Annotated in this window: 23 protein-coding genes; 6 read left to right on the top strand and 17 right to left on the bottom strand. The window is 42.2% G+C overall.

All coding sequences use genetic code 11. The annotated features are described in order from the left end of the window. Positions 1–28 precede the first annotated feature (28 nt). The 15 genes from gmd to upp form a co-directional block, all read right to left on the bottom strand. Entirely contained in the window at positions 29–1,165 is a 1,137-nt protein-coding gene (gene gmd / locus ABID99_RS00220) for a GDP-mannose 4,6-dehydratase (protein ID WP_373612516.1), read from the bottom strand. A 146-nt stretch (positions 1,166–1,311) separates the two neighbouring features. After that, complete coding sequence (locus ABID99_RS00215; RefSeq protein WP_090534958.1) at positions 1,312–1,875, bottom strand: DUF3109 family protein; 564 nt, start codon at positions 1,873–1,875, stop codon at positions 1,312–1,314. Positions 1,876–1,889: 14 nt separating this feature from the next. After that, positions 1,890–2,684: a DUF3108 domain-containing protein gene (locus tag ABID99_RS00210; RefSeq protein ID WP_090534956.1), complete on the bottom strand. Its 795-nt coding sequence runs from the start codon at positions 2,682–2,684 to the stop codon at positions 1,890–1,892. 94 nt (positions 2,685–2,778) lie between these two features. Then, complete coding sequence (locus ABID99_RS00205; RefSeq protein WP_090534980.1) at positions 2,779–3,294, bottom strand: DUF2480 family protein; 516 nt, start codon at positions 3,292–3,294, stop codon at positions 2,779–2,781. A 216-nt stretch (positions 3,295–3,510) separates the two neighbouring features. Continuing rightward, positions 3,511–5,628, bottom strand: coding sequence for a SurA N-terminal domain-containing protein (locus tag ABID99_RS00200; RefSeq protein WP_373612515.1), 2,118 nt, complete (start codon positions 5,626–5,628; stop codon positions 3,511–3,513). Positions 5,629–5,731: 103 nt separating this feature from the next. Next, entirely contained in the window at positions 5,732–6,310 is a 579-nt protein-coding gene (lptC, locus tag ABID99_RS00195; protein WP_112651494.1) for an LPS export ABC transporter periplasmic protein LptC, read from the bottom strand. Between the two features lie 9 nt (positions 6,311–6,319). Next, a complete protein-coding gene (locus tag ABID99_RS00190; RefSeq protein WP_373612514.1) occupies positions 6,320–7,642 on the bottom strand; it encodes a hypothetical protein in 1,323 nt (440 codons plus the stop codon). Beyond that, on the bottom strand, positions 7,635–8,378 hold the full coding sequence (locus tag ABID99_RS00185) for a type III pantothenate kinase (RefSeq protein ID WP_373612513.1): 744 nt from the start codon (positions 8,376–8,378) through the stop codon (positions 7,635–7,637). Before ABID99_RS00185 ends, ABID99_RS00190 begins: the two co-directional genes overlap by 8 nt. Then, entirely contained in the window at positions 8,378–9,070 is a 693-nt protein-coding gene (gene purQ / locus ABID99_RS00180; protein WP_373612512.1) for a phosphoribosylformylglycinamidine synthase subunit PurQ, read from the bottom strand. The genes ABID99_RS00185 and purQ overlap by 1 nt, the downstream gene beginning before the upstream one ends. Positions 9,071–9,170: 100 nt before the next feature. Then, on the bottom strand, positions 9,171–10,157 hold the full coding sequence (locus tag ABID99_RS00175; protein WP_373612511.1) for a DUF6427 family protein: 987 nt from the start codon (positions 10,155–10,157) through the stop codon (positions 9,171–9,173). Positions 10,158–10,219: 62 nt separating this feature from the next. After that, positions 10,220–11,209 (bottom strand): glycosyltransferase family protein, encoded by a 990-nt coding sequence (locus ABID99_RS00170; protein WP_373612510.1) that lies wholly within the window; start codon positions 11,207–11,209, stop codon positions 10,220–10,222. A 121-nt stretch (positions 11,210–11,330) separates the two neighbouring features. Beyond that, positions 11,331–12,185 carry a UDP-2,3-diacylglucosamine diphosphatase gene (locus ABID99_RS00165; protein WP_373612509.1) on the bottom strand — a complete coding sequence of 285 codons (855 nt, stop codon included), beginning with the start codon at positions 12,183–12,185 and terminating at the stop codon, positions 11,331–11,333. 253 nt (positions 12,186–12,438) lie between these two features. Continuing rightward, positions 12,439–12,972 carry a DinB family protein gene (locus ABID99_RS00160; protein WP_373612508.1) on the bottom strand — a complete coding sequence of 178 codons (534 nt, stop codon included), beginning with the start codon at positions 12,970–12,972 and terminating at the stop codon, positions 12,439–12,441. Beyond that, positions 12,969–13,697, bottom strand: coding sequence for a YjjG family noncanonical pyrimidine nucleotidase (locus tag ABID99_RS00155; protein WP_373612507.1), 729 nt, complete (start codon positions 13,695–13,697; stop codon positions 12,969–12,971). Before ABID99_RS00155 ends, ABID99_RS00160 begins: the two co-directional genes overlap by 4 nt. A 124-nt stretch (positions 13,698–13,821) precedes the next feature. Next, complete coding sequence (upp, locus tag ABID99_RS00150) at positions 13,822–14,466, bottom strand: uracil phosphoribosyltransferase (RefSeq protein WP_188833518.1); 645 nt, start codon at positions 14,464–14,466, stop codon at positions 13,822–13,824. A gap of 132 nt (positions 14,467–14,598) precedes the next feature. Between upp and ABID99_RS00145 the strand changes: the two genes are divergently transcribed. The 6 genes from ABID99_RS00145 (at position 14,599) to ABID99_RS00120 (ending at position 21,011) form a co-directional block, all read left to right on the top strand. After that, positions 14,599–15,096, top strand: a complete 498-nt coding sequence (locus tag ABID99_RS00145; protein WP_188833519.1) for a GNAT family N-acetyltransferase — start codon at positions 14,599–14,601, stop codon at positions 15,094–15,096. 7 nt (positions 15,097–15,103) lie between these two features. Then, positions 15,104–15,586, top strand: coding sequence for a MarR family winged helix-turn-helix transcriptional regulator (locus ABID99_RS00140; RefSeq protein ID WP_229701660.1), 483 nt, complete (start codon positions 15,104–15,106; stop codon positions 15,584–15,586). 106 nt (positions 15,587–15,692) lie between these two features. After that, positions 15,693–17,717, top strand: a complete 2,025-nt coding sequence (gene uvrB, locus ABID99_RS00135; RefSeq protein WP_091174530.1) for an excinuclease ABC subunit UvrB — start codon at positions 15,693–15,695, stop codon at positions 17,715–17,717. Between the two features lie 163 nt (positions 17,718–17,880). Further along, positions 17,881–18,135 carry a DUF4834 family protein gene (locus ABID99_RS00130; protein ID WP_373612506.1) on the top strand — a complete coding sequence of 85 codons (255 nt, stop codon included), beginning with the start codon at positions 17,881–17,883 and terminating at the stop codon, positions 18,133–18,135. Between the two features lie 16 nt (positions 18,136–18,151). Further along, entirely contained in the window at positions 18,152–18,448 is a 297-nt protein-coding gene (locus tag ABID99_RS00125; protein WP_090534932.1) for a hypothetical protein, read from the top strand. Positions 18,449–18,533: 85 nt separating this feature from the next. After that, entirely contained in the window at positions 18,534–21,011 is a 2,478-nt protein-coding gene (locus tag ABID99_RS00120; RefSeq protein ID WP_373612505.1) for a hypothetical protein, read from the top strand. 247 nt (positions 21,012–21,258) lie between these two features. Here the strand turns inward: ABID99_RS00120 and ABID99_RS00115 are convergent, their stop codons facing one another. Both ABID99_RS00115 and ABID99_RS00110 read right to left on the bottom strand, forming a co-directional pair. Next, complete coding sequence (locus ABID99_RS00115) at positions 21,259–22,011, bottom strand: glycosyltransferase family 2 protein (protein WP_373612504.1); 753 nt, start codon at positions 22,009–22,011, stop codon at positions 21,259–21,261. Continuing rightward, the gene (locus tag ABID99_RS00110; RefSeq protein ID WP_090535032.1) at positions 22,004–23,287 is read right to left on the bottom strand and encodes a glycosyltransferase; all 1,284 of its coding nucleotides are present in this window, start codon (positions 23,285–23,287) and stop codon (positions 22,004–22,006) included. The genes ABID99_RS00115 and ABID99_RS00110 overlap by 8 nt, the downstream gene beginning before the upstream one ends. Between the last annotated feature and the right edge of the window lie 37 nt (positions 23,288–23,324).

The raw sequence follows: 23,324 nt of genomic DNA, 5'->3' as shown, positions 1-23,324 counted from the left end.
ATAATGGTTTATATGGTTTTATACTTGGTTATTCAAAATAATTAGGCGTGCTAAACCCACCTTTTTTCAGATATTCATCTTTTTTTACCAGCTGCAGATCTGCCAGTACCATATCCGTCACCAATGCCTGCAAATCATATTTTGGTTTCCAGCCGAGCTTGTTATAAGCTTTGGCAGCATCTCCAATTAACAGATCAACCTCTGTCGGCCTGAAATACCTGGGGTCAACTTTTACAACAGTTTGCCCAAACCTCAAAGCCTCCAGGTTCAATCCAAGCGCGATGGCCCTTTCCTCATCAATATCAATGATCACCCCACGCTCGTTCTCGTCCTTTCCGCTAAATTCAACTTCGATACCCAACTCCATGAAAGCCATCCTGATAAAATCACGGACGGTGGTTGTTACACCGGTTGCTATTACAAAGTCTTCGGCAGTTTCCTGCTGCAGCATCAGCCACATCGCCTCTATATAATCTTTGGCATGCCCCCAATCGCGCTGTGCCGAAAGGTTGCCTACATACAAACAGTTTTGCGAGCCAAGGGCTATTTTTGATGCTGCCCGGGTAATTTTCCGGGTAACGAAAGTTTCGCCCCTTACCGGGCTTTCATGGTTAAACAAAATCCCGTTGCAGGCATACATACCATAGGCTTCGCGATAATTAACTACAATCCAGTAGCCATATAGTTTTGCCACCGCGTAAGGTGAGCGTGGATAAAAGGGCGTAGTTTCATTTTGCGGCACAGCCTGTACCAAACCATACAGCTCGGATGTGGAAGCCTGGTAGATACGTGTTTTTTTGGTGAGATCAAGAAGCCTTACTGCTTCAAGAATACGGAGTACACCAACACCATCAGCATTGGCGGTATATTCGGGGGTTTCAAAGCTCACTTTTACATGGCTTTGTGCTGCAAGGTTATAAATTTCATCGGGCTGAACTTCCTGGATTAGCCTGATCAGATTTGTTGAATCGGTGAGGTCGCCATAATGCAGACTGAATTTAACACCCGACTCATGCGGGTCATGGTATAAATGATCTATCCTGTCGGTATTTAATAAGGATGAGCGGCGTTTAACCCCGTGTACCTCATAGCCCTTCTTCAGCAAAAATTCTGCTAAATAAGCGCCATCCTGACCCGTTATGCCTGTTATTAAAGCCTTTTTCATTAATTATGACCGTAGATATATTAGGTAGTACAATAATATCCAATTTTATTGTAATTACTCCTATAACGCTCAATATATAGGTTTAGGCAAGGCGTTATACTACAGTTTAAAGAAAAAATATCCGGCCTAAAAAGTTTTACAAAAGATTAAATTCCGGCAACGGTATCTTCCAGTTCCCGGTACCAATCTGCTCCGTATTTACGGATGAGCGGATCTTTCAAAAATTCGTGAACGCGTACTTTCAACTCATCCCCAAATGAACATGCGGGGCTGCAGATACTCCAACGGTCATAGTTTAAAACATCAAACTCGGGATAAGATGTTATGCGGATAGGATATAAATGACACGATATGGGTTTTTTCCAATTAACGGCACCTTCTTCATACGCTTTTTCAATACCGCATTTAGTAATGCCGTTTTCCCATATTACATAGGCGCATTCTTTGTTGGTATCAACACAGGGCGTAGTATAATCCCCTTCAAAATCGGTAACGTAAACCCCTTCCTTTTCAATGGTTTTGATCCCTTTCGCGGTAAGGTAAGGCTTTACTTTAGGATAGATCTCTTTCAGGATATCGAGTTCATCGGCATTAAGTGGCGCGCCCGAGTCACCTTCAAGGCAGCAGGCACCCTTGCATTTATTTAAATTACATACAAAATTCTCTTTTACTACATCCTCGTGCAGTAATACATTGCCAACCTCAATCATTATCTTTTTTTAAATCAATCTTTTATAGGGTTCAAAGGATATTTAAGTCCTGCAGCCGATTTCAGGTCCATTGTTACGCTGCCTATCAGCACTTCAACGTGGGCCTTTACCGGGATCCTGTTCTTATCGTTGGTAACCCAAAGGTACAACTTGCTGTTTTTCCGGAAAATGCGCCCCGGAATAATTGCCGGGCTAAATTTAAGACAATTAAACTTACCAAGCGAACACTCAACCGTTTCAGTGCCAACATAGGTTATTTGCATACTGTGAAACCCGTCTTCCAGGAAATATTGCAGATCAAAGGTATCGCCCTGGTGCAGCTTTGAAACATCAATGGCCCGCGCAAAATAATAAGCCGATACAAAATCAAAGGATTCACCTTTATACCCGAATGTTCCTTTATTTGCCGTTACCTTCTTGTCTTTCTGATCGAACGTAACATTGTCGGTATGCCTGTATTTACCTTCGCGCCTGTTTTCTGTATAAAAATAGGGCATCAACGTTGTTTGATCTACATATGATTCATAACGGTTGCGTACCTTGTAAAAAAGGTCGAAAGAGCCGGCGGTTTTGCCTTCGGCCACGAGATGAAATGTAGGGCGGTCATTATATTTCTTATCGCTGGCTTCTACCTTTATGGTGGCTTCAGCTGCAGTAAAAAAACCGTATTTCATCTTGTAGTCCAGTTGTTCACCTGCTTTAAAGATCGACTCATTGATCTTTTTCAGTTCCTGGGCAAATCCGCCCTTGCAGCAGGCTATAAAAAGCAGTACAGTAAAAAAATATTTATTTATCAGCAGTTTCTTCATTGATTAATAGCCCTTTTTAGCCGGGCTTGTGATATGACAACTGCTATTATAAATGGTTTAAACTTGTTTTTATTGCGTGCTGCCAGTTAAATACTTAATCCTTACGCTTATAGATGGGTACTGTTGAACAAGGCTCACCAAACATGAGGCTTTTAACCACAGCACTCAGCTTTTTAGTCAGCTCAACATAAGCAGATACCGGCACTTCGGTATCGCCGCAACCTTTCAACACAATCCGCTGTCCACGGTATTGTTCAAAATCCGCTTTGGCTATTTCCTTTTCAAAAAGTACAGTTTCCAATACCTCTTTATCGCCAAAAACAATTTCGCGGGCGTAAGGGGCCATCCGGTTGGCCAGCAGCATATATGCCCAGGCTGGTACAATAGCATCGGCGGTACAGGTGATACCTACATTTTTACCCTCATATTGCGCCCAGTCATGTTCCTTTATAAAGTCTCTGAAATCTTTCTCGCGAAGGATCAGGCCATGGAACAGGTTATCTTTAATATCATAAATAACGCGATCGCCGGCAGGATAAAAAGAAGCCGGGTCTAAGGTAACGAGGCCGCTCTGAGCCACCTTATTTATTATGTTTTCCTGGATATCCATATCTTTTATATGAAAGCTAAAAGCTGAAGGCATAAAGCCTAAAGCCGCTTAGCTTGATTATCAATATTTTTATAAGCAGCTGAAAGCAGAACGCACAAAGTTTAAAGCTAATACTACTTAACTGCTTTATATAAAAGCCTAACAGACCGTATATAAACAAAAAATCCGGGAACGGCTTAACGCTGATCCCGGATGCAAATTTACTTTAAATTTTGTTTAGAAGAATTTCGCCCTGTTATCTTTTACAATTGCATTATCTTTTAATGCATCGAGCACCTGGCCTTGTGAACGTTGTAAAAGCGCCTGGTTAATTTGTTCTTTTTGTTTAATAGCGTTGGTTAGTGCCGGCGGGTTAGTGAAACCATTAACCACATATACATAAACACCTTGGGCACCATCAACAGGCTTTGAAATTTTGTTGATTGCCGAACCAAAGATTGAACCGATAACTTTATATTCTGCCGATTGACCTGGGATAATAGGATTGGCAAATACAATGTTTTCAACCGGAACTACCTTGCTGCCTACTTTTTGGGCAACCTGGTCAATTGAAGTACCGCCGCTAAGGGCTGCGTCAAATTTCTCTTTCAATTGTTTGGCTTTAACCTCGTTGCGTACCATTGGCTCAATTTGCTTTTTTACAGCCTCAAGAGATAAGGTACCTTTAGGTTTAATTTCGGTAAGGCGGCTTACTATATACTGGTCGCCTACGGTAAATACTTTATCAGTAATATCGCCTTTTTCGGCTTTGTAAGCCCATCTAACCACGTCACGCGCGTTATCCAGGCCAGGAAGACCAGAAGCTATCGCGGTAACATCTTCGGCTGTACGGGGTTTCAAACCTTCTTTTTTAGCTTCTGCTTCAAAATTATCAGGTGTTAATGAGGCCAAGAATGCCTGGGCTTTGCTGTAAGCTACAGTTTGGGTTTTGCTGCTTGCAGTTAACGGCTTATCAACTACACCAACTTTAACCAGTTTAACAGAACCTTTCTGATCTTCAATCTGGATAACGTGGTAGCCAAATTGTGATTTCACAACAAGGATATCGCCTTTATTTGCTTTATAAGCAGCATTGTAATATTCAGGAACTAAATTGCCCTGACCTGCCATTGAGCCATTGGCATCAAATGAAGGAATTTCACCGCCCTTTACCGCGCTGCCTTTATCGGCAGAGAAAGCTGTTGCAAGTTCGGCAAATGATTTACCGCCCTGGATTAATTTTTTAATTGAGTCGGCTTTAGCTTTAGCTTTTTCTTCACCGCCTGCCGACGCAAGGTCGATCAGGATATGCCTGGTTTTAACCGAATCAAACGTAGTTTTGGTATCAACCAGCTTAGCTATTTTGTAGCTGCCGTTTTCAAGGTAAGGACCATAAACAAAACCTTTAGCCGCGCTAAACATGGCAGTATCCAGTTTAGGGTCAAGGCTGCCTTTACGCTGGTAAGCCAAAGGCGCTTTGGTTTCGGCATTGATTTGCACAAAAAGCGAATCGTTAGGAGTAGTTTTGAATTCATTGGCTAATTTATCAGCTTGTTGTTTAACTGCCGCCGAGTCTTCTTTTGAAGGAGCTGCGTTAAAACTAACGTATTCAAAATTCCTTAACTCCTGCGGAGTTTTAAATGAAGTTTTGTGTGCATCATAATATGCGCTGTAATCAGCATCGGTTAAAGTAACTTTAGCATCAGGGATTGAAGCATAATCAAGCGATACATATTTAAAGTTAGCCAGCTTGTTTTTTGCTTCGTAATCATCTGTAGCTTCAAGCGAGTTTACATACAGGCCGTTGGTAACCAAAGTCATGTATTTAGTAGCTTTTTTAGCTTCTATCAGGTCGATCACAAAATCGCTCCATGCTTTTTTCTGAGCAGGGTCGGCTTTGCCTGATTGCAGGTAGGCTTTGAACTGATCATACCTGCTGCGATCAAACTGACCGGTTTGCTGATCGGCAAACTGGCGGGCTATCTGCGGGTCGGGATTATTATCACCGATCATTACGTTCATTTCATCATCACCAACAGTAAGGCCAAGTTTTTCAATTTCTTTGCCTATCAGCAACTGGCTTAAATACTGGTTCCAGGTAGTTTCCTGCAGATAGCTTGCTATTTGCGGAGAGATACTTTGTCCCTGTTGTTTAAACTGTGCAGAGTTTTGCTCCAGCTTTTCGTTGAATTTGTCATAGGGCACTTTTTCGCCGTTTACAACGGCAAGCTCGTTACTATCGTCCCTGAAAAAGGAACCGCCCGATCTTACAACTTCGCTCACAATAAATGCAAGCAGCGCGAAACCAATAAAGAATGCGAGAATCTTCCCCATCCTTTCGCGCAAAAAACCCATTATACCCATATTACATTTATAATTATTCTATTCTTTTTAAGAGGGCGCAAGATACAATTTTTAACAAAATTCTATAACACAAAATTTTCGTTAAAAAAAGTCATTATTGTGTCGCTTTTTCATCAACATGAAACAGCCCGGTGCTGCTTTTAAAAGTAGGGTTTAAAAGCTTATCATCACTTTCAAAGGTATTGCCATTCATGACATTACCGCCGCTAAGTGTGGCCTGAACAGGTTTATTGGAGTAAACCCGCTTGGTTACCTGGTCCCAAAATAATTCGTTTGATTTAAAGGTTTCCCCTTTGGCGTTGGTTGCAACTACGTTGCCATGAAATTCGATCAATTTTTCCTGCTCACGCTGGATACCTGTGTCGGCAATGATATCACCGGCAAACTGGCCAGTTCCCCGATCATAGTAGTCGATCTTTACGCCTTTAGGCATAATTTTATAAGGCTTCTTGATCTGGTATTCGATCATCAGCGGGGCAGTAAGATGGATCTCCACTTTGGCCGAATCGCTCATGATCAGATCAAGCCCCGTAGTGCGCCGGGTTACCGTATCAACCTCATTAGCCGAAATTTCCCTAACTTTTTTCAGGTCATTTTCGCACGAAGACAGGAAAGCCGCCATTGGCAACAGTAACAGGCATAAAGCCGGTATGTTAACTGCAGGGCGGCTCATAATAGCGAATTAGTCGAATTTATACTTGGTAAACCACTTATCGTTAAGAGTAAAGCCAAGGTGAATATTAACGTAGTTTTCTTTAACCAAACCGTTAACCAACGAACCGCGCTGACCTATTTCTGCCGCGATATTAATTTTATAGTAGCTGCCGTTATTTGAGCGTAAAGGCAAGCCAACACCTACAGTACCGGCATAACGTTTAATAGTAGTACCGTTAATGTGCATATAGGTTTGATCATATATAGCACCTATGCGGTAATCAACAGTGGCAAGGTAATTTCTGATGGTTGATATGTTTGGGGTATACGAACCACCAATATTGAAAGTTTTACTATCCTGTAAACCCTGGTTTACGCCGGCAATTGACAAGTCGGACCATTTGCCCATGGAGTAATCGGCACCAACCAAAAATTTACCATCACTTTGGAAAGAGATCCCAAACCTGTTGATCTGCGGTAATTTTAGTTTTGATTTAGGACCGGTTGTGCTAACCACGCTATCGGCAGCTATGTCCTGGTTTCCGTTTGCATCGTTAAAGTACTGGCTAACAATAAAGCTGCTTTGCGTGTGCAGTTTTGTACCTGCAGATGCCGAATAGCCAAATACAAGATGCTTGGTTTCAGAAAAATCAAATGAATACTGCAAGCCGTAATCATAGTTGATACCACCAATGGCATTGCTCGATTCAATTTTTGAGTTGATGGCACCTGCCAGGCCAGGAATTTCGGTAGTAGCGATATCTTTAATATTACCAAATATGTACGATACGTTTGCACCTAATAACAAATGCTTACCGATGCCAAAACCATATCCCAAATATGCTTTTGATAAACTACCATCGCCGCTGTAACTGTAGTTTGTTACGTTGGTATCGGCAGGTGAACCCGAGGTTCCTAATTTATTCACCGTTTTTTTAAAATTATAGCCGCGCTCGCTGTATGGCAATAAACCAAAACTCAATGCCGAACGTTTTGAAGTTGGAATAGCGAAAGCGATGTGGTTAAGCCTGAAATTGCTGTTTTTTTGGCTTGCCGAACCGGTTTGCGACAGATTTAAAAAGTTTGCATATAAGCCAACATCAATGGTTGTAAGATTAATGGCACCGTATGAAGCCGGATTTATTACGTTGATATTGTTAAAAAGGCTTATCCTGTTTGTAGCTACAGCTATACCGCCCATACCTATGTTTTGGCCCATCAGTTGAGGATCAATATCACCAATACCGTAACGTGAATATGGAGAGCTTGAAGTTGCCGTTGATTGCGCATATGCTGAAAAAGAGGCAACAGCCAATAAAAGTGTTATAAAAAACCGGGTATATTTAATCATTATGCTTTTGTATAGCTGCGTTTAATCCTTTTAAAACCAAATATGGTTCAATTTTTATGTAGCGGGCAAAGATGCTATTTTTCAATAGAGTATCAAAAAAAATGCTGTCGCCCCCGCTTAGTATAATGTTCAGTTGCCCCTCGCCGGTTTTATAACTTTCAATAAAACCAGTAAGCTCATATTTTATTCCGTTTTGTACTCCCGAACGGATGGCCGTGGTTGTATTGTTTCCGTATGGCGTATCAAAACCGGCATCGGGTTCAATAAGCGGCAAACCTGCCGTATAATTGTTCAAAGCCTTATAACGCATATTTAAGCCCGGCGATATGCTGCCGCCAAAATAATTTCCTGCGGTGTCGACACCATCATAAGTAATGGCCGTACCCCCGGTTATTACCAGGCTATTTTGCCCCGGGAACATATGATATGCACCAATAACAGCTGCCAGCCTGTCGGGCCCAAGGGTTTCAGGGGTTAAATAATGGTTATTTATTCCGCTTGTCATTAATGTATTAAAATGCGTCAGCGAAATTTTTTGCCCCAGCCCGGCCTGCCATGCTTCTGTATTTTTTTTTACCGACGATATGATTGCCTTAACAGGATGGTATTTGTTAAGCAAAGCATCCAGTACCGGCACATCAATGGTTTCATATTGGCTAACCTCAAGTATTTCATCCAGTTTAAAAACCGCGATTTTGATGAGCGTATTACCAATATCGATAACCAGGCTGGTCATCAGGCCCTAACTATTGATAATATTGATTCAAAAATAGCTAAACCATCTTCATTGGCTAATAAGCCATCGGCAGCACGTTCCGGATGCGGCATTAAGCCAAATACATTCCTGCCTAAGTTTGTAACACCTGCAATGTTTTCCAATGATCCGTTAGGATTTGAGTCGGCAGTGATATTGCCGGCCTCATCGCAGTACCTGAACATTACCTGATCGTTATCGTTAAGGGCTTTGATCACATCTGCATCAGCAAAATAGTTGCCTTCACCATGTGCTATCGGGATCCTTAAGGGTTGCTGCGGATCAAGCTGAACGGTAAGTAATGATTGAGTTGTTTGCGGTTTTAAGTAAATGTTGCGGCAAATAAATTTGCGATTGGTGTTGTGCAATAGCGCACCTGGCAACAAACCGGCCTCGGTCAATATCTGGAAGCCATTGCAAATACCCATTACATAACCACCTTTGGCAGCAAACTGGATAACCTCCTGCATAATTGGCGAAAAACGAGAAATAGCGCCCGAACGCAGGTAATCGCCAAATGAAAAACCACCGGGTAAAACAACAAAGTCAACACCCTGCAGGTCATGATCTTTATGCCATAACCTTACCACTTGCTGACCCATCACTTTCTCTAATACATATATGATATCCTCATCACAATTAGAACCGGGAAATATAACTACTCCAAACTTCATCAGAATTATTTTTTAAATTGAGGTTGAACCTAAATAGCTTATTATATAGTTTCAGGCTACAAAACTAACATAACCGCCGAAATAAGGACGAATGTAAAAGTTAAAATTTGTTAAACTGAAAGTAAATGATGCTGATAAACAACAACAAATACAGTATTTCATAAAACCAGCGCTTGGTTGCATACAAAAAATAATAGGCAAAAAACACCGTTACCGGCACTGCACAAAGCAAAAAATGGCTCAGGCGAAATTCCGAATTGAGATAAAATGAAAGCGCTGTGATCAGAAAAATTAAAAACAAAAGCTGGAATGTTTTACGGATCTGCACGTAGCTTTTAAAGAAATTTTGCTGCAGCTTAAAAAAACAAAGCACTAATATTACAATAACCGGCACCAACAGCAGGTAGTTATAGGAGTTAATACTGATATGATCGGGAAATTTTTTGCCTAAGGGTGACCAGATATGGCTAAACCGGGGCAGCATATCATTCATAAAATAAATAACCGCAAGGAAAAAGAACACGGTTACATACCCTAATATCGAAATAACCCATTCGCGCCAGTTAAACGGCCTGAATATCATAAGCGCTATCCATATAACCAGGAACAAATAAATAAACGGGAAATAAACAAGCGACCCCACCGCCACGATCAAACCCAGATCGTAAGTTGTTGACTTAACATCCTCCCCCTTATACAGGTTGAATAATTTAAACAACATCCAGATGAGTAAGAAATTACATAAAAGCGGGGCGCTTAAAGTTAAAAAGGGCGTAAACAAGCCCGAAAGCGTGATATACATCAGCGCCGGCAAAAAGGTTGGCTTGCCTAATAAATTATGATGATTAATTAACGAATTAAGCAATAAAGCCTGTATAAATACAAGCCCGCCGGCCAGTATCACATTAAGCAGCGGCGAAAACGCGTATTCATATTTTACGGGTACCAGCAGCCGTGCAAAGGGTTCTACAAAAATAAACTCAACCTTTTCGGGAACCTGCACCATGAAACCTATCCGCAGTACGAACAGCAAAATAGCCAGCCATATAATATTAAGGGGATTATAGTTCCTGAAAAGATTGATCATATGCGCGGCCGTGTTTGCGGTTGCAAAATTAGCAGAAAAACCGCTTAAGTTGCAATGCTTTACTACCTGGTATACTGCTTTACCAGTTTATCAACAATAGCGGCGGTTTCATCCGGAAAATCAACTACGATCTTTTTACTGTCGTTGATCCAGTGGTTTAAATGGCCGTTAAACTTATCATTTATTTCGCTCACCACCGGAACCCCCAACCTGGAGGCCGAAAGCGCGTTACACTGCTGTTCGTATTGCCCTTTCATGGGTATCATCATTACCTTTTTCTTTAAAAACAGGGCCTCGGCGGGGCCTTCAAAACCGCCCCCGGTAAGCAAACCGGTACAGCTTGCCAGGCTTTTGTTAAAAGCTTCATTATTTACGGGGAAGATCTCCACATTTCCCGATTTATAGGCCTGCTTTTGCCGTTTTGAAAACACCTGCCATTTAACCTCTCTTTCGGCACTTAAATATTTCAGCAGTGTTTTGTCATCATAAGCCGGCAGGTAAACTGTATAATGGCCCAGGTTGGAGGTTTCCATCTGCCTGATCTCGCTCCGGATTACCGGGGTATTGATAAAAGTATCATAGCGCTCAAAATGGAAGCCTACATGATAGGTAGTAGGCGAATAGTTTTTTAAAAGCCATTGCGCAAAAGGATCTTTTTTTTCGGGGCGCGGTGTTTTAGGTGATACAAACGAACACTGGTGACTTAAGGATACCGACGGTACACCCCGTAATTTACAAGCCCAGGCACTTACAGGTTCAAAATCATTGATGATGAGGTCATATTGTTTCAGGGGAAGGCTCCGCAGATCGCGCTGAAACTGGCGCAGGTTCATGATTTTCCAGGTAGCCCAGTTATCCACGCCGCCGTTGGTACCAAATACAAAGCTTACACCATGAAAGCGATATTTCAGGGGTTGTGATAATGATACTTCAGCTTCGGTGCCGCTCACCAGCAAGTCAACCTCGCCGTATTGTTGCAGCAGGGGCACAATTTCCCTTGCCCGACTTATATGCCCGTTACCTGTTCCCTGTATACCAAACAGTATCTTCATTAAAATAAATTCTTTCAAAAGGATGATGATCGTACCGCGCAGATACAGCGGACACGCTGATTTGTCTGCACCAATATTCAGGGGCTTAATTTAGTAAAGAAAAATGTTTTCGGTAAGTAATTTAATCGTGTTCGTGTTTAAAGCGCTCCAACAAGTTTTTAACATCGAGCATAGCATTCAGATCTTCCGAATCGGTTTTATCATCTTCATCAGCATCTGTATTGAAATCATCCGGCTTGTATTTAAACACTTCCCATTTGCCATTGTGATATTCAAGGGCGCTTAAACTTTCTACCCAATCGCCCGAGTTGAGGTAAAGTACCGAGCCTATATTTTGTGTAGACGTAATTTCCCTGATTTCGGCATGGTGAATGTGACCGCAGATCACGTATCCGTATTGTTTATCGACAGCCAGATCGGCCGCGGTTTGCTCAAATTGGTTAATGAATTTTACCGCCTCCTTAAAACTGGCTTTCACCTTTTGCGAAAAGCTCATTTTTTGCCTGCCAATAGCGGTAAGGAACCAGTTTACAAAACTATTGATCAAAATCAATGTGTCATAACCAACCGCCCCAAGTTTAGCCAGCCATTTGGAGTGCTGCATGGTAACGTCAAACACATCGCCATGAAAGATCCAGGCTTTTTTGCCATCGATATTTAACACAAGCTTATCAAGCAGCTGAAAAGTGCCCATGTTAAAATCGGTAAACTTGCGCAGCATTTCGTCATGGTTGCCCGTTAAATAATAAACCGGGATGCCATCGGTAACAAACTTCAGAATGCGGCGCACCACTTTCATGTGCGCTTCGGGCCAGTATGATTTACTAAATTGCCAAATATCAATAATATCGCCGTTAAGGATAAGGATTTTGGGCTTGATGCTTTTTAAATATTTAAGCAACTCTTTTGCGTGACAGCCGTAAGTACCAAGGTGCACATCAGATATTACTACAATATCAACTTCGCGTTTTGCCATTAAATTAAGGGGGCTATTTTACAGGCCGGCAAGATTAGCCGGAAAACAACATTTTCATTAATAAAGCAACGATTACTCGTCGTCCTCATCTTCGTTAACAGTCAATTCATATGGACTTGCATAGAAGCAGCCAACCAAGATCAGCAACCCTATAACTACCAAATAAGCATACTCAAAATTCATCACAAAGATTTTTACAAATGTCTGAAATTTAACATTATCCTACTGTTAAGACTACATTAAATATAAAAGGTTACTTTGCTGTACTAAATTTATTTTTGATCCTGTTAAGTTGTTTCAAGTGGTGCTGTAAATGAATGCGGATAAATTTAAACCATTGCCTGGCATTAAGCATTCCCATACGCGGGTGCTTGTATCTGTTAGCCGGCGATGATTCGGCAATGAGTGGCATAGTAGTTTCAATCCGTTTGCGGCATTTGATGATCAGGTTTTTGGCATCTTCCTTACTGATCTTATTGGCAGCCATTTTATCGCTTACCGCATTGGGGACTGTTGTTTTAACCGGCGGAAATTTACCTAACAACAGCAAGATCCGGCCCTCCCAATTAATACCTTTTTTAGTTGGCTCGCAATTGCCGTGGGTACAACGTTCAAGCGCGATTGATGAGCCCAGCGTAGCCTGCATAATATGGCTGTAAACCTCAGCAAACGACCAGCCGCCATCCTCCGGGGTAACATCAAACAACTCATCGGGGATAACATCCAGTTGTTTGCGGTATTCATCAAGGGCTGCATCAATAGCTTTACGTTCTTTGGCGATACTCATAAAAGTAAAGTTAACTCTTTTAAATGAGCAATCTGCACCGGCACATCCTGAGGCTTTTCCGCATTAAAAGGATTAAAATATATGGCATCCATCCCAAAACCAAGCGCCCCGCGGATATCAGCTTCAATGCTGTCGCCGATCATCACACTTTCTTCTTTCGATGCCCCGGCCAGGTCAAGCGCATGCTGAAATATGGCCTTATCGGGTTTGTTCACACCTACATCTTCGGAGATGATGATATGCTGAAAGTATTTTGCCAGATCGGTCCCCGCGATTTTTATCCGGGTTGAATCTTTAAACCCGTTCGAGATCAGGTGCAGGGTATATTTTGATTGCAGGTATTGCAGCGTTTCGTGCGCATGCGGAAACAGGTTGGTTTTGGTAGGGCAAAGTTTTACATAAGCATCTTCAAAATCAAGCGGCATCAAATCCGGGTGCAGGCCAAGATCAGTAAAAGTTGATTTGAAGCGGGCCTCGCGTAACTCATCTTTAGTTATCTCACCAATATGATACTGCGCCCAAAGGCGGTGATTATTACGGGTGTAAGTTTCGATGAACAATTCGGCAGATTGCAGGCCAATTTCGCCAAGCTGGTGAATAACATATAACTCATGCAGGGCCTCTTCGGCATTTTTATCGAAATCCCAGATGGTATGGTCGAGATCAAAGAAGATGTGTTTATACTTTATATCGGATTTCGGATGTTCGATTTCGGAATTAATCATTTTATGTCGGATTTCGGATGTTCGATTTCGGAATTTTTTTATTTCCTATTAATAAATCGAAAATTCAAAATTAAAAAATCTTAATTACTAAATCCGAAATCGAACATCCGAAATCCCAAATCAACTACACTTTTTCCCCAAATGCCAGGTCGCCCGCATCACCCAAACCAGGTACAATATAAGCTTTGCTGGTCATTTCGTCGTCAACGGCGCAGAGCCAGAGTTTGGCTTTTGGGAGATTGGCTTTAACATGCGCCACGCCTTCGGTGCTTGCAATTACAGCGGCAATGTGCAGCTCCTTTATTTTATACTGAGCCATCAACTCCTTACAAACCGATACAATACTTTGCCCGGTAGCCAGCATGGTATCGCACAAAATAAAGATCTTATCATCAAGGTTAGGGGTTGAGATATGATCCACCTGGATCAAAAAGCTGCCGTTACGCTTCACCTTGCGATAAGCTGTGATAAATGCAGAGGGCGACCGGTCGAAAAACTGCATAAAACCCTGGTGAAAAGGCAGGCCGGCGCGCAATATAATACCCAGCACCGGTTCATCGGCCGGTATATTAACACTGGCTGTACCCAAGGGGGTTTGAACTTCTTTGGTTTCGTAATGTAATGATTTACTCAACTCATAAGCCAGTATGGCTCCTAACCTTTCCTGGTTCTGCCTGAAACGTGCCTTATCCTGCTGAATAACGGCATCCCGTAATTCGGCAAGGAACTGGTTGGCAATGGTATTGGTTTTATTGAGGATAAAAATCATGCTTAAATTTAAGCGTTTTTGAGCAATAGTATCACTATTTGTTTATTAAATGTCATACCGCACCATGGGAAGGATAATAAATTTTGAATATATGTAGTTAACTACGTAGATTTGTACATAAATATTAAAGTTATGGATACTACACCTGTTATCAGCTCACTCAACAATACTTATTGCCAGCAGATCATTGATATCATTTTACCAATTCAGCAAATTGAATTTAATGTGCCTATCACGCTTGAAGCCCAGCCCGACCTGCTTGATATTGAAACCAATTACCACCAAACCGGCGGAGATTTTTGGGGAGCGATATACAACGAACAACTTGTTGGCACCATTGCACTTATTGCTTTTGATAATAATTCGGCGGCCATACGCAAAATGTTTGTACTTAAAGAATACCGGGGAAAGGAGCTGGGCATCGCGCAGTTACTGCTCAATAATCTTATTGATTATTGCAAACAAAACAACATTGCCCACATTTATTTAGGCACTGTTGAGATGCTGAAAGCGGCCCATCGGTTTTATGAAAAAAATGGCTTTACCCGCCTTGCCAAACAGGATTTACCTGAATCATTCCCACTTATGGCTGCAGATACCATTTTTTATGAGTTACATTTGAACAATTAACAGCGGTATGATGAATGTTATTGACGAATCGGGAATTTTAGCAATTTCAACAAGGTTGCAGCGCCTGGCCGAGCAGCTGCGCAAGGAAGGCGTACTTATTTATAAAGCCAGCAATATTGATTTTGAACCCAAATGGTTCCCCGTTATTTACACTTTACATTTTAAGCCCCTTTTAAGCGTGGTGGAAATCGCTGCCGAAATTGGTTATACCCATCCTTCCACCATCAGTCTGTTAAAAGAATTGGAAAAAGAGAAATTGATCCGATCAAAAAAGGATAAGGCCGATGAAAGGAAGCGTCTTATCATGTTAACAACAAAAGGCCAGGAACTTATTGTGCGCATGAAACCTGTTTGGGAAATCATGAAAGCGGCCGCCGCGGAAATTGCCGACACCCAAAACAACCTGATGAAGGCTATTATTGAAGCCGAAGAGAAAATAAAGCAGCAGAGTTTTTTGGATAGGGCGTTACGTTTAAAGGCAGAAATGTAATTTATCACCCCAAATCCAACAATGTTGACATACGGTTGTCATTACCATGTACTTATTTTGATTTGCAAACCCTGTTTCTGGATTATTTGTATTTTTACATAACAACATGGATTTTCAATTAACATCTCAATATAAACCAACCGGCGACCAGCCTGAAGCTATAAGGCAGTTGGTTGAAGGTATCAACAACGGCGACCCATATCAAACCCTTTTGGGGGTTACCGGATCGGGCAAAACCTTTACGGTTGCCAATATTATAGCACAAACGCAAAAACCTACGCTGATCCTGAGCCACAACAAAACATTAGCGGCACAGCTTTATGGCGAGTTTAAGCAGTTCTTTCCCGAAAACGCGGTGAACTACTTTGTGTCTTACTATGACTATTATCAGCCGGAGGCTTTCATCCCTACCACCAACACCTACATTGAAAAGGATTTGCAAATAAACGAGGAGATAGAAAAGCTTCGTTTACGTACTACTTCGGCTTTAATGTCGGGCAGGCGCGATGTGATCGTGGTATCGTCTATATCCTGCATTTACGGTATGGGTAACCCCGATGATTTTGCCGACTCGGTTTTCAAATTTGCCGTAGGTACCCGTATCAGCAGGAATGCTTTTTTACATCGCCTGGTCGAAATTTTATACGCCCGCACCACTGCCGATTTTAAACGAGGAACATTCAGGGTTAAGGGTGATACCGTCGATATTTTTCCGGCTTACCTGGATTATGCCTACCGCATCTCCTTTTTTGGCGACGATATTGAAGAGTTAAGCGCCTTTGATATCGGCACCGGTAAAACCATCGAAAAAATGACACACATGGTGGTTTATCCGGCCAACCTGTATGTTGCCCCCCGAGAGCGTTTCCTGCAATCTATCTGGGCTATACAGGAAGAGCTGGAAACCCGCAAAAAACAGTTTATTGATGACGGCCGTTTCCTGGAAGCCAAACGGCTGGAAGAAAGGGTTAATTACGACCTGGAAATGATCCGCGAGTTGGGTTACTGTTCGGGCATCGAGAACTACTCCCGCTTTTTTGACGGGCGCAAGCCTGGTGCAAGGCCGTTCTGCTTGCTCGATTATTTCCCGGAAGATTACCTGATGGTGATTGACGAAAGTCACGTAACTGTTCCGCAGATCAGGGCGATGTATGGAGGTGACCGTTCGCGTAAAATCTCGCTGGTTGATTATGGCTTCCGCCTGCCGGCAGCTTTGGATAACCGTCCGCTTAATTTCCAGGAGTTTGAAAACCTTGCCCCGCAAACCGTTTATGTAAGCGCTACTCCCGGCGATTTTGAACTTGAAAAATCAGGTGGTGTGGTGGTGGAACAGGTAATCCGCCCTACCGGTTTGCTTGATCCCGTTATTGACGTTCGCCCGGTGATAAACCAGGTAGATGACCTGCTTGACGAAGTAGATAAAACTATTAAAAAGGGAGACCGCGTACTGGTAACCACCCTCACCAAACGCATGGCCGAAGAACTGGCCAAATACATGGACCGGCTGGGCATTAAATGCCGCTACATCCACTCGGAAGTGAAAACCCTGCAGCGTGTAGAAATTTTGCGTGGCTTACGCCTCGGCGAATTTGATGTATTGATAGGCATCAACCTATTGCGTGAAGGATTGGATTTACCGGAAGTATCATTAGTAGCCATTTTAGATGCGGATAAAGAAGGTTTCCTGCGGTCAGAACGTTCACTGATTCAGACTATTGGCCGCGCTGCCCGAAACGATCGCGGCCGTGTGATCATGTATGCCGATACCATAACCGATTCGATGCAGATCACGATGGACGAAACCAATCGCCGCCGCGAAATTCAGATTGCGTACAATACGCAACATGGCATTACACCGCTAACTGTTGGGAAAACGCGCGAGGAAATTATGGAGCAAACCTCGGTGGTCGACTTTAAAGGCGGTGTACAGCAGGCTTACGTGGAAACCGATACGCTGACCCTTGCCGCCGATCCGATAGTTCAGTATATGACCAAAGCCGACCTGAAAAAATCAATCGACAACACCAAAAAAGATATGCTTGCCGCCGCCAAAAACATGGATTTCCTGCTGGCTGCCAAACTACGCGACGAAATGTTTGCTTTGGAAAAAATGATGGAGGAGAAGTTTTAATTTGAAAATTTATTGATTTGAAGATTTGAAAACGACAGTCCCCACATTTTCAAACCTTCAAATTGCTTTATCTTCAAATTAAAACAGCGTCAGCTATCCTCAAATCATAATAAAACATTTTTACCGTTATATACCTTATATTTGTAAGCTCAAAATTAACAGTATGATTCTTATTCGTTTCCTGATCATATCTATCTGTATATTATACATTATCCGCAGCCTGGCGCGTTACCTGCTGCCGTTCCTTTTTGAAAGTGTTGTGAATAAAGCCCAACAGCAATATCAACAGCAACAACGTAACTACAATGAAGGCCCAAAACCTGATGGAAAAATCAGGATCGACCATATCCCGCAGCCTAAAAAAGGCAGCGTGCCCGACAGTGAAGGTGAATTTGTTGATTACGAAGAAGTAAACTAAACCTAACCAATAAATCATGGACACCAACCCTGTATTTAGAAGGCGCCAAAATCATAACAACACGCCCGAGTCAATTACGCTTATTATCACTAATGTGATAGTATTTATTGTTGCCACTCAAATTTTTGCCAATTGCACTAAAATCAGCACTTTTTACTGGGTGATCATGGGGGGGCTGGGCGTTTACAACTTTTTCAACATCCGCAAATACCGCGAAGATTACGGCAAGGCGCAGGTTATTGCTTACGTAATATCTATCATTGTGCTGATTGCCATGTTTTTCCTGCTGCGCAGCCGTGCGCAAACCTGTTAAGTTATTCCTTAACAAAACTTATAATTCCTATTCTCATTGTAATTTCTATTTTTGAGGAATATAATATCCATTTCAAAAAACTTAAATGAATAACTGGTTTAAGCGTAACGGCATTCATTTTGCCATAGCTGCAATTTTTTTAGTGATCTGCTTTATATTTTTAACCCCGGCTTTCCAGGGAAAAACATTAGGCGGCAATGACGTTACAAGGGCTCTATCAACCCAAAAAGAAATCAACGATTACAAAGCTAAAGACACTACGATACTCTGGACCAACCAGATCTATGGCGGCATGCCCACCTACCAGGTGTGGGCACCTTATAAAGCCAATTTAACTACATGGGTGGTTACTGCCATAAATTACACTTTCCCAACCCCTGTTGGTACAGTATTGTTATTCTTATTAGGTACATACTTCCTGTTTATTGTGTTAAAGGTTAATCCATGGCTTGCAGCGGCAGGTGCAATAGCGTTTACCTTTTCATCATATAATATCATTTTGCTGGTTGCCGGGCATGCTAATCAGGCCTTCGCCATAGCATTTTTCGGGCCGATACTTGCGGGTATCATCCTTACGCTTCGCGGCAAGCATTTACTTGGTTTCGCGGTTACAGCCTTGTTTCTTGCGTTAGAGATCAGGGCCAACCACATACAAATGACGTATTATTTGATGCTGGCCTTATTGATCATGGTGGGTATTGAACTTTACCATGCTATCAAAAATAAAACCCTCAACAGCTTTCTAAAATCGCTGGGGTATATAGCGGCGGCTACTCTTCTTGCGGTTTCTGTAAATGCATCCATATTATGGAGTACTGCCGACTATGGCAATGAAACCATCCGTGGCAAATCAAATCTCACAAGGCAAGCTGCAGAGCCCAATAACGGTTTGGCACGCGATTACGCCTTTGAATGGAGCCAGGGTGTTGGTGAATGTATCACTTTCCTTATTCCTAACGCTTATGGCGGCGGCGAACAAGGCTCTACCGATCCGGACTCACACGTAATCAAAGCGCTTAATGCAAGTGGAGCCGACCCTAATCAGGTTACCGGCATTTCGGCCAATTATCTACCCTTATATTGGGGTAATAAACCATTCACCGCCGGCCCATTCTATTTTGGTGCAGTAATTTGTTTGCTGTTTGTATGGGGTTTAATGATTGTTAAAAACCGTATTAAATGGTGGTTGCTTGGTGCTGTGGTTTTAACTACGCTATTATCATTTGGCAGAAACTGGTCTTTTCTGTCTGATCTGTTCTTTAACTATTTCCCGCTTTACAATAAATTCCGGGCAGTTGACTCAATATTGGCAATTGTAGGTTTCTGCTTTCCAATCCTTGCTGTATTAGCAGTAAACGAAGCTATTATAAATGAAGATAAAGAAAGCCTGTTTAAAAAACTAAAAATTGCTTTTTACATTACTGGTGGCCTTGTCCTAATTGTGGCCGTGGTACCTTCATTACTGTTATCTTTCAGTGTTAGCGAACAGCAAGCCGGCGTTATTGCACAAATTGGTCAGGCCCTTAAAACTGATAGTTCAGCCCTTACCCGCGCTTTAATTGCCGACAGGGAATCGATAGCACAAGCAGATGCTATCCGGTCACTTATATTCATTGCCATAGCATTTGGTATTGCATGGGCATTCCTTAAAAAGAAGATCAATCCAACTGTTGCATCGCTTGCTTTCCTGGCGCTGATCCTTGTTGACCTTTGGGGTATCGACAAACGCTATTTAAATCACGACAGCTTTGCGCCAAAACAAGACAATGAAACACCACAGCCACGCGAGGTTGACCAGTTTATCATGAAAGATAAAGATCCTGATTTTAGGGTATTTGACGCCACACAATCAATCAAAGGCGATGGTCTTACACCATTTTTCTACAAGTCATTGGGTGGTTACTCGGCAGCAAGGCTAAAACGCTGGGAAGAGCTTGTTGATAATCAACTAAGCAAAAGCATTAACCAGGATGTTTTGGATATGATGAACGTGAAGTACATCATTAACGCCGATCCAAAAACACAAAACGTAGGCATGCAGGTAAACCAAACCGCCTGTGGCCATGCATGGTTTGTTAAAAGTATTAAATATGCCGACAATGCAGACCAGGAGATGGTAGCCATCAGCAGCTTTACACCAAAAGATGAAGCTATTGTTGATAAACAATACAAAAGCATTATCGACGAAAAAACTTTGGGAGCAGGTGCCGGCGAAGGCAAAATTGAGCTTACCAGCTACTCACCCGATCATATGGTTTATACAAGCGGTTCAACTGCCTCACAAATTGCGGTATTCTCTGAAGTGTACTACAACAAAGGCTGGAAAATGTATATCGATGGTGTTGAAAAACCTTATTTCCGTGCCGATTATCTATTACGTGCTGCTCAGATCCCAATCGGCAACCACAAAATTGAATTTATTTTCCACCCGGCATCATATTACACCGGCGAGAATATTTCATTAGCAGGTTCAATCTTATTGGTGCTTGCCTTAGGCGGTGCTGCTTATACCGAAAACAAAAAGAAAGCTCCGGCTGCAAAGCCAGCTGATAAAAAAGCTTAAGCAATTTTATATTCAAAAGAAAAGCGATGGGCAGTGTTCATCGCTTTTTTTGTGGAATTTATTCAATCAGTTATCCCTTATATTAGCGCAAGTCTTGAGCGGAGAGATGGGCGATTGCTGACTTGTGCTTTCCGATATGTATCGTCCTAAAATAAGTTTACAGATTAATTGATAAATCCTGCTATAGGTTTACATTACACACATGGCCAGAGAAGGGCGCCAGAGAAGAGCATATTATTGCATTTGATTAATCATTCGTCCTTCTATTCTTCAACCAGTACCAGCCCAAATTAAAGGCGATAACAAAATGGTTTAAAACAGTCGGGATCAAGCCATAATTCCGCTTCATGATCTCGAAACGCTCCATCAAACTTTGACGATGCTTTTTCTTCGACATGCCTCCTACCAGGTATTTGGCAACGTACTTATTAACGTTAACGATCTTTTTAGCTTTTTTTGCCGCGCGGATTATCCAGTCGATATCTGAACTCAATTGATATCTTCGGTCATAGGGTTCTGCCAGCGACCGCCTGATATAGATAGCCTGGTGACTAATGCTCATGCCATATTTAAAACCACGCCAGGTAAACTTTGCGGGTGCTTTGTGACGGCGCTGCCCTAAACTACTCCCGTCATCGGCTATCATTTCTGTTTCGCCATAATAAATGTCGGCATCCTCTGCAGCAGCAAAAACCGCGGCAACGGTTTCGTTATCATAAAACTCATCTCCCGAGTTCATGAAGATCACATAATCGCCGGTAGTTAAAGCAAGCCCTTTATTCATGGCATCATAAATGCCCTCATCTTTTTCGCTGATGAATTTGGTTATTTGACTTTTATACTTGTCAATTACCTGTAGGGTACCATCATTAGATAAACCATCGACAATAATATATTCAATATTAGTATATGTCTGATTAATCACCGAGCGGATAGTACGCTCAATATCTCTAACATTATTATAAACAATGGTGATAACGCTTAGTCTTGGATTAAACATTATTCCCTCCCTTACTCAGTAATTGTCGATAAACTTCGATATGTTTTCTGGCTATTACTTCTTCCGAAAACCTATCCATAATGGTTTGCCGGGCCTGGTGGTTCAACTTGTCCTTTTCAGGATGTTTAATGATCCATTCCATCCCATCAGTAAAACTTTCGGATGAACGATAGGTGGCAAGGAAACCACTATACTGGTGCCGCACCATATCCGGGATGCCACCTGTAGTAAAAGCGATTACGGGTGTACCGCAACTCAGGCTTTCCATTACGGTGTAAGGTAAATTATCCTCAAGCGAAGGGATTAAAAAAGCATCGGCCGCGGCGTAGTGCAGGGCCAGTTTCTCATCGTTATTGATGGTTCCTAAAAAGCTGGTTTTAAAAGGAAAGTCAGGCAGGTTTTCCGTACCCCGGTTGCCGAACACCACCAATTCTATCTGATCGGTTTCTGCACCTAAACGCTGTCTTAATAATTCCATACTTTCCAACAGATATTGGGTACCTTTATGCAGATCTTTACGCGATGGCATAAAGCCACTTAAAAAGATAAATTTATCCGTCGGCAAGCCTGCTTTGGCTTTCGCCTCCTTTTTGTTTATCGGCTTAAAAACATCCGTTTCCAGCGTATTTGGAATATTGCTTGTGGCTTTGCTCCGCATCAAACTGCTTTTCTTTACAGAATCTTGCATCCATAAACTTGGGGCGATAATGTTGAAGTCGAGTTGCTGATAAGCCTTATTTTTTTGCTGCCAAATGCGGTGCGAAATATCATCATCGGCAGAGTTGATCAGCAGCGGGCAGTTACCGCATTGTTGCTGGTAATGATCGCAGGTATAGCGTACATGGCAACCGCCGGTAAAAGCATTGCTATCGTGAAAGGTCCACACCACAGGCTTGCCCAGCTTTCTAATTTCGGCTATATGTTTAGGGTCCAGAAAACCGTGATTAATCCAATGCAGGTGAATGATATCGGCTTTTTTCACATCGGGATGATTAACTACCGAACGGCCAAACCAGGTGAAAGAAAACGGGGTACGGCTATCGGGTTTTAAAAAGCGTTTGGCCAATATCCGTTCCAGGATAATAGTAGCGGCGGCGTATGATTTTTGAATGATATTACCGTTAAAAGTCTTGATATCAGGATTATTTCCAAATTTATAATGTACTATAATTTTAGAATCGATATTTTGGCTAAGTAATGCCCGGTTAAGGCGCATGCAGGCCCTGCCCGCGCCGCCATTACCGTCATACGTATTGAGGTGCACCACTTTTAACATGGCTCAAAAATACATTTATTCATAAAACTTAAACCAT

The sequence above is a fragment of the Mucilaginibacter sp. OAE612 genome, assembly GCF_041806395.1.
GTDB lineage: Bacteria > Bacteroidota > Bacteroidia > Sphingobacteriales > Sphingobacteriaceae > Mucilaginibacter > Mucilaginibacter rubeus.
Note: the sequence above shows the minus strand (reverse complement) of the source record. Positions and strands in the feature narration are given on the sequence as shown.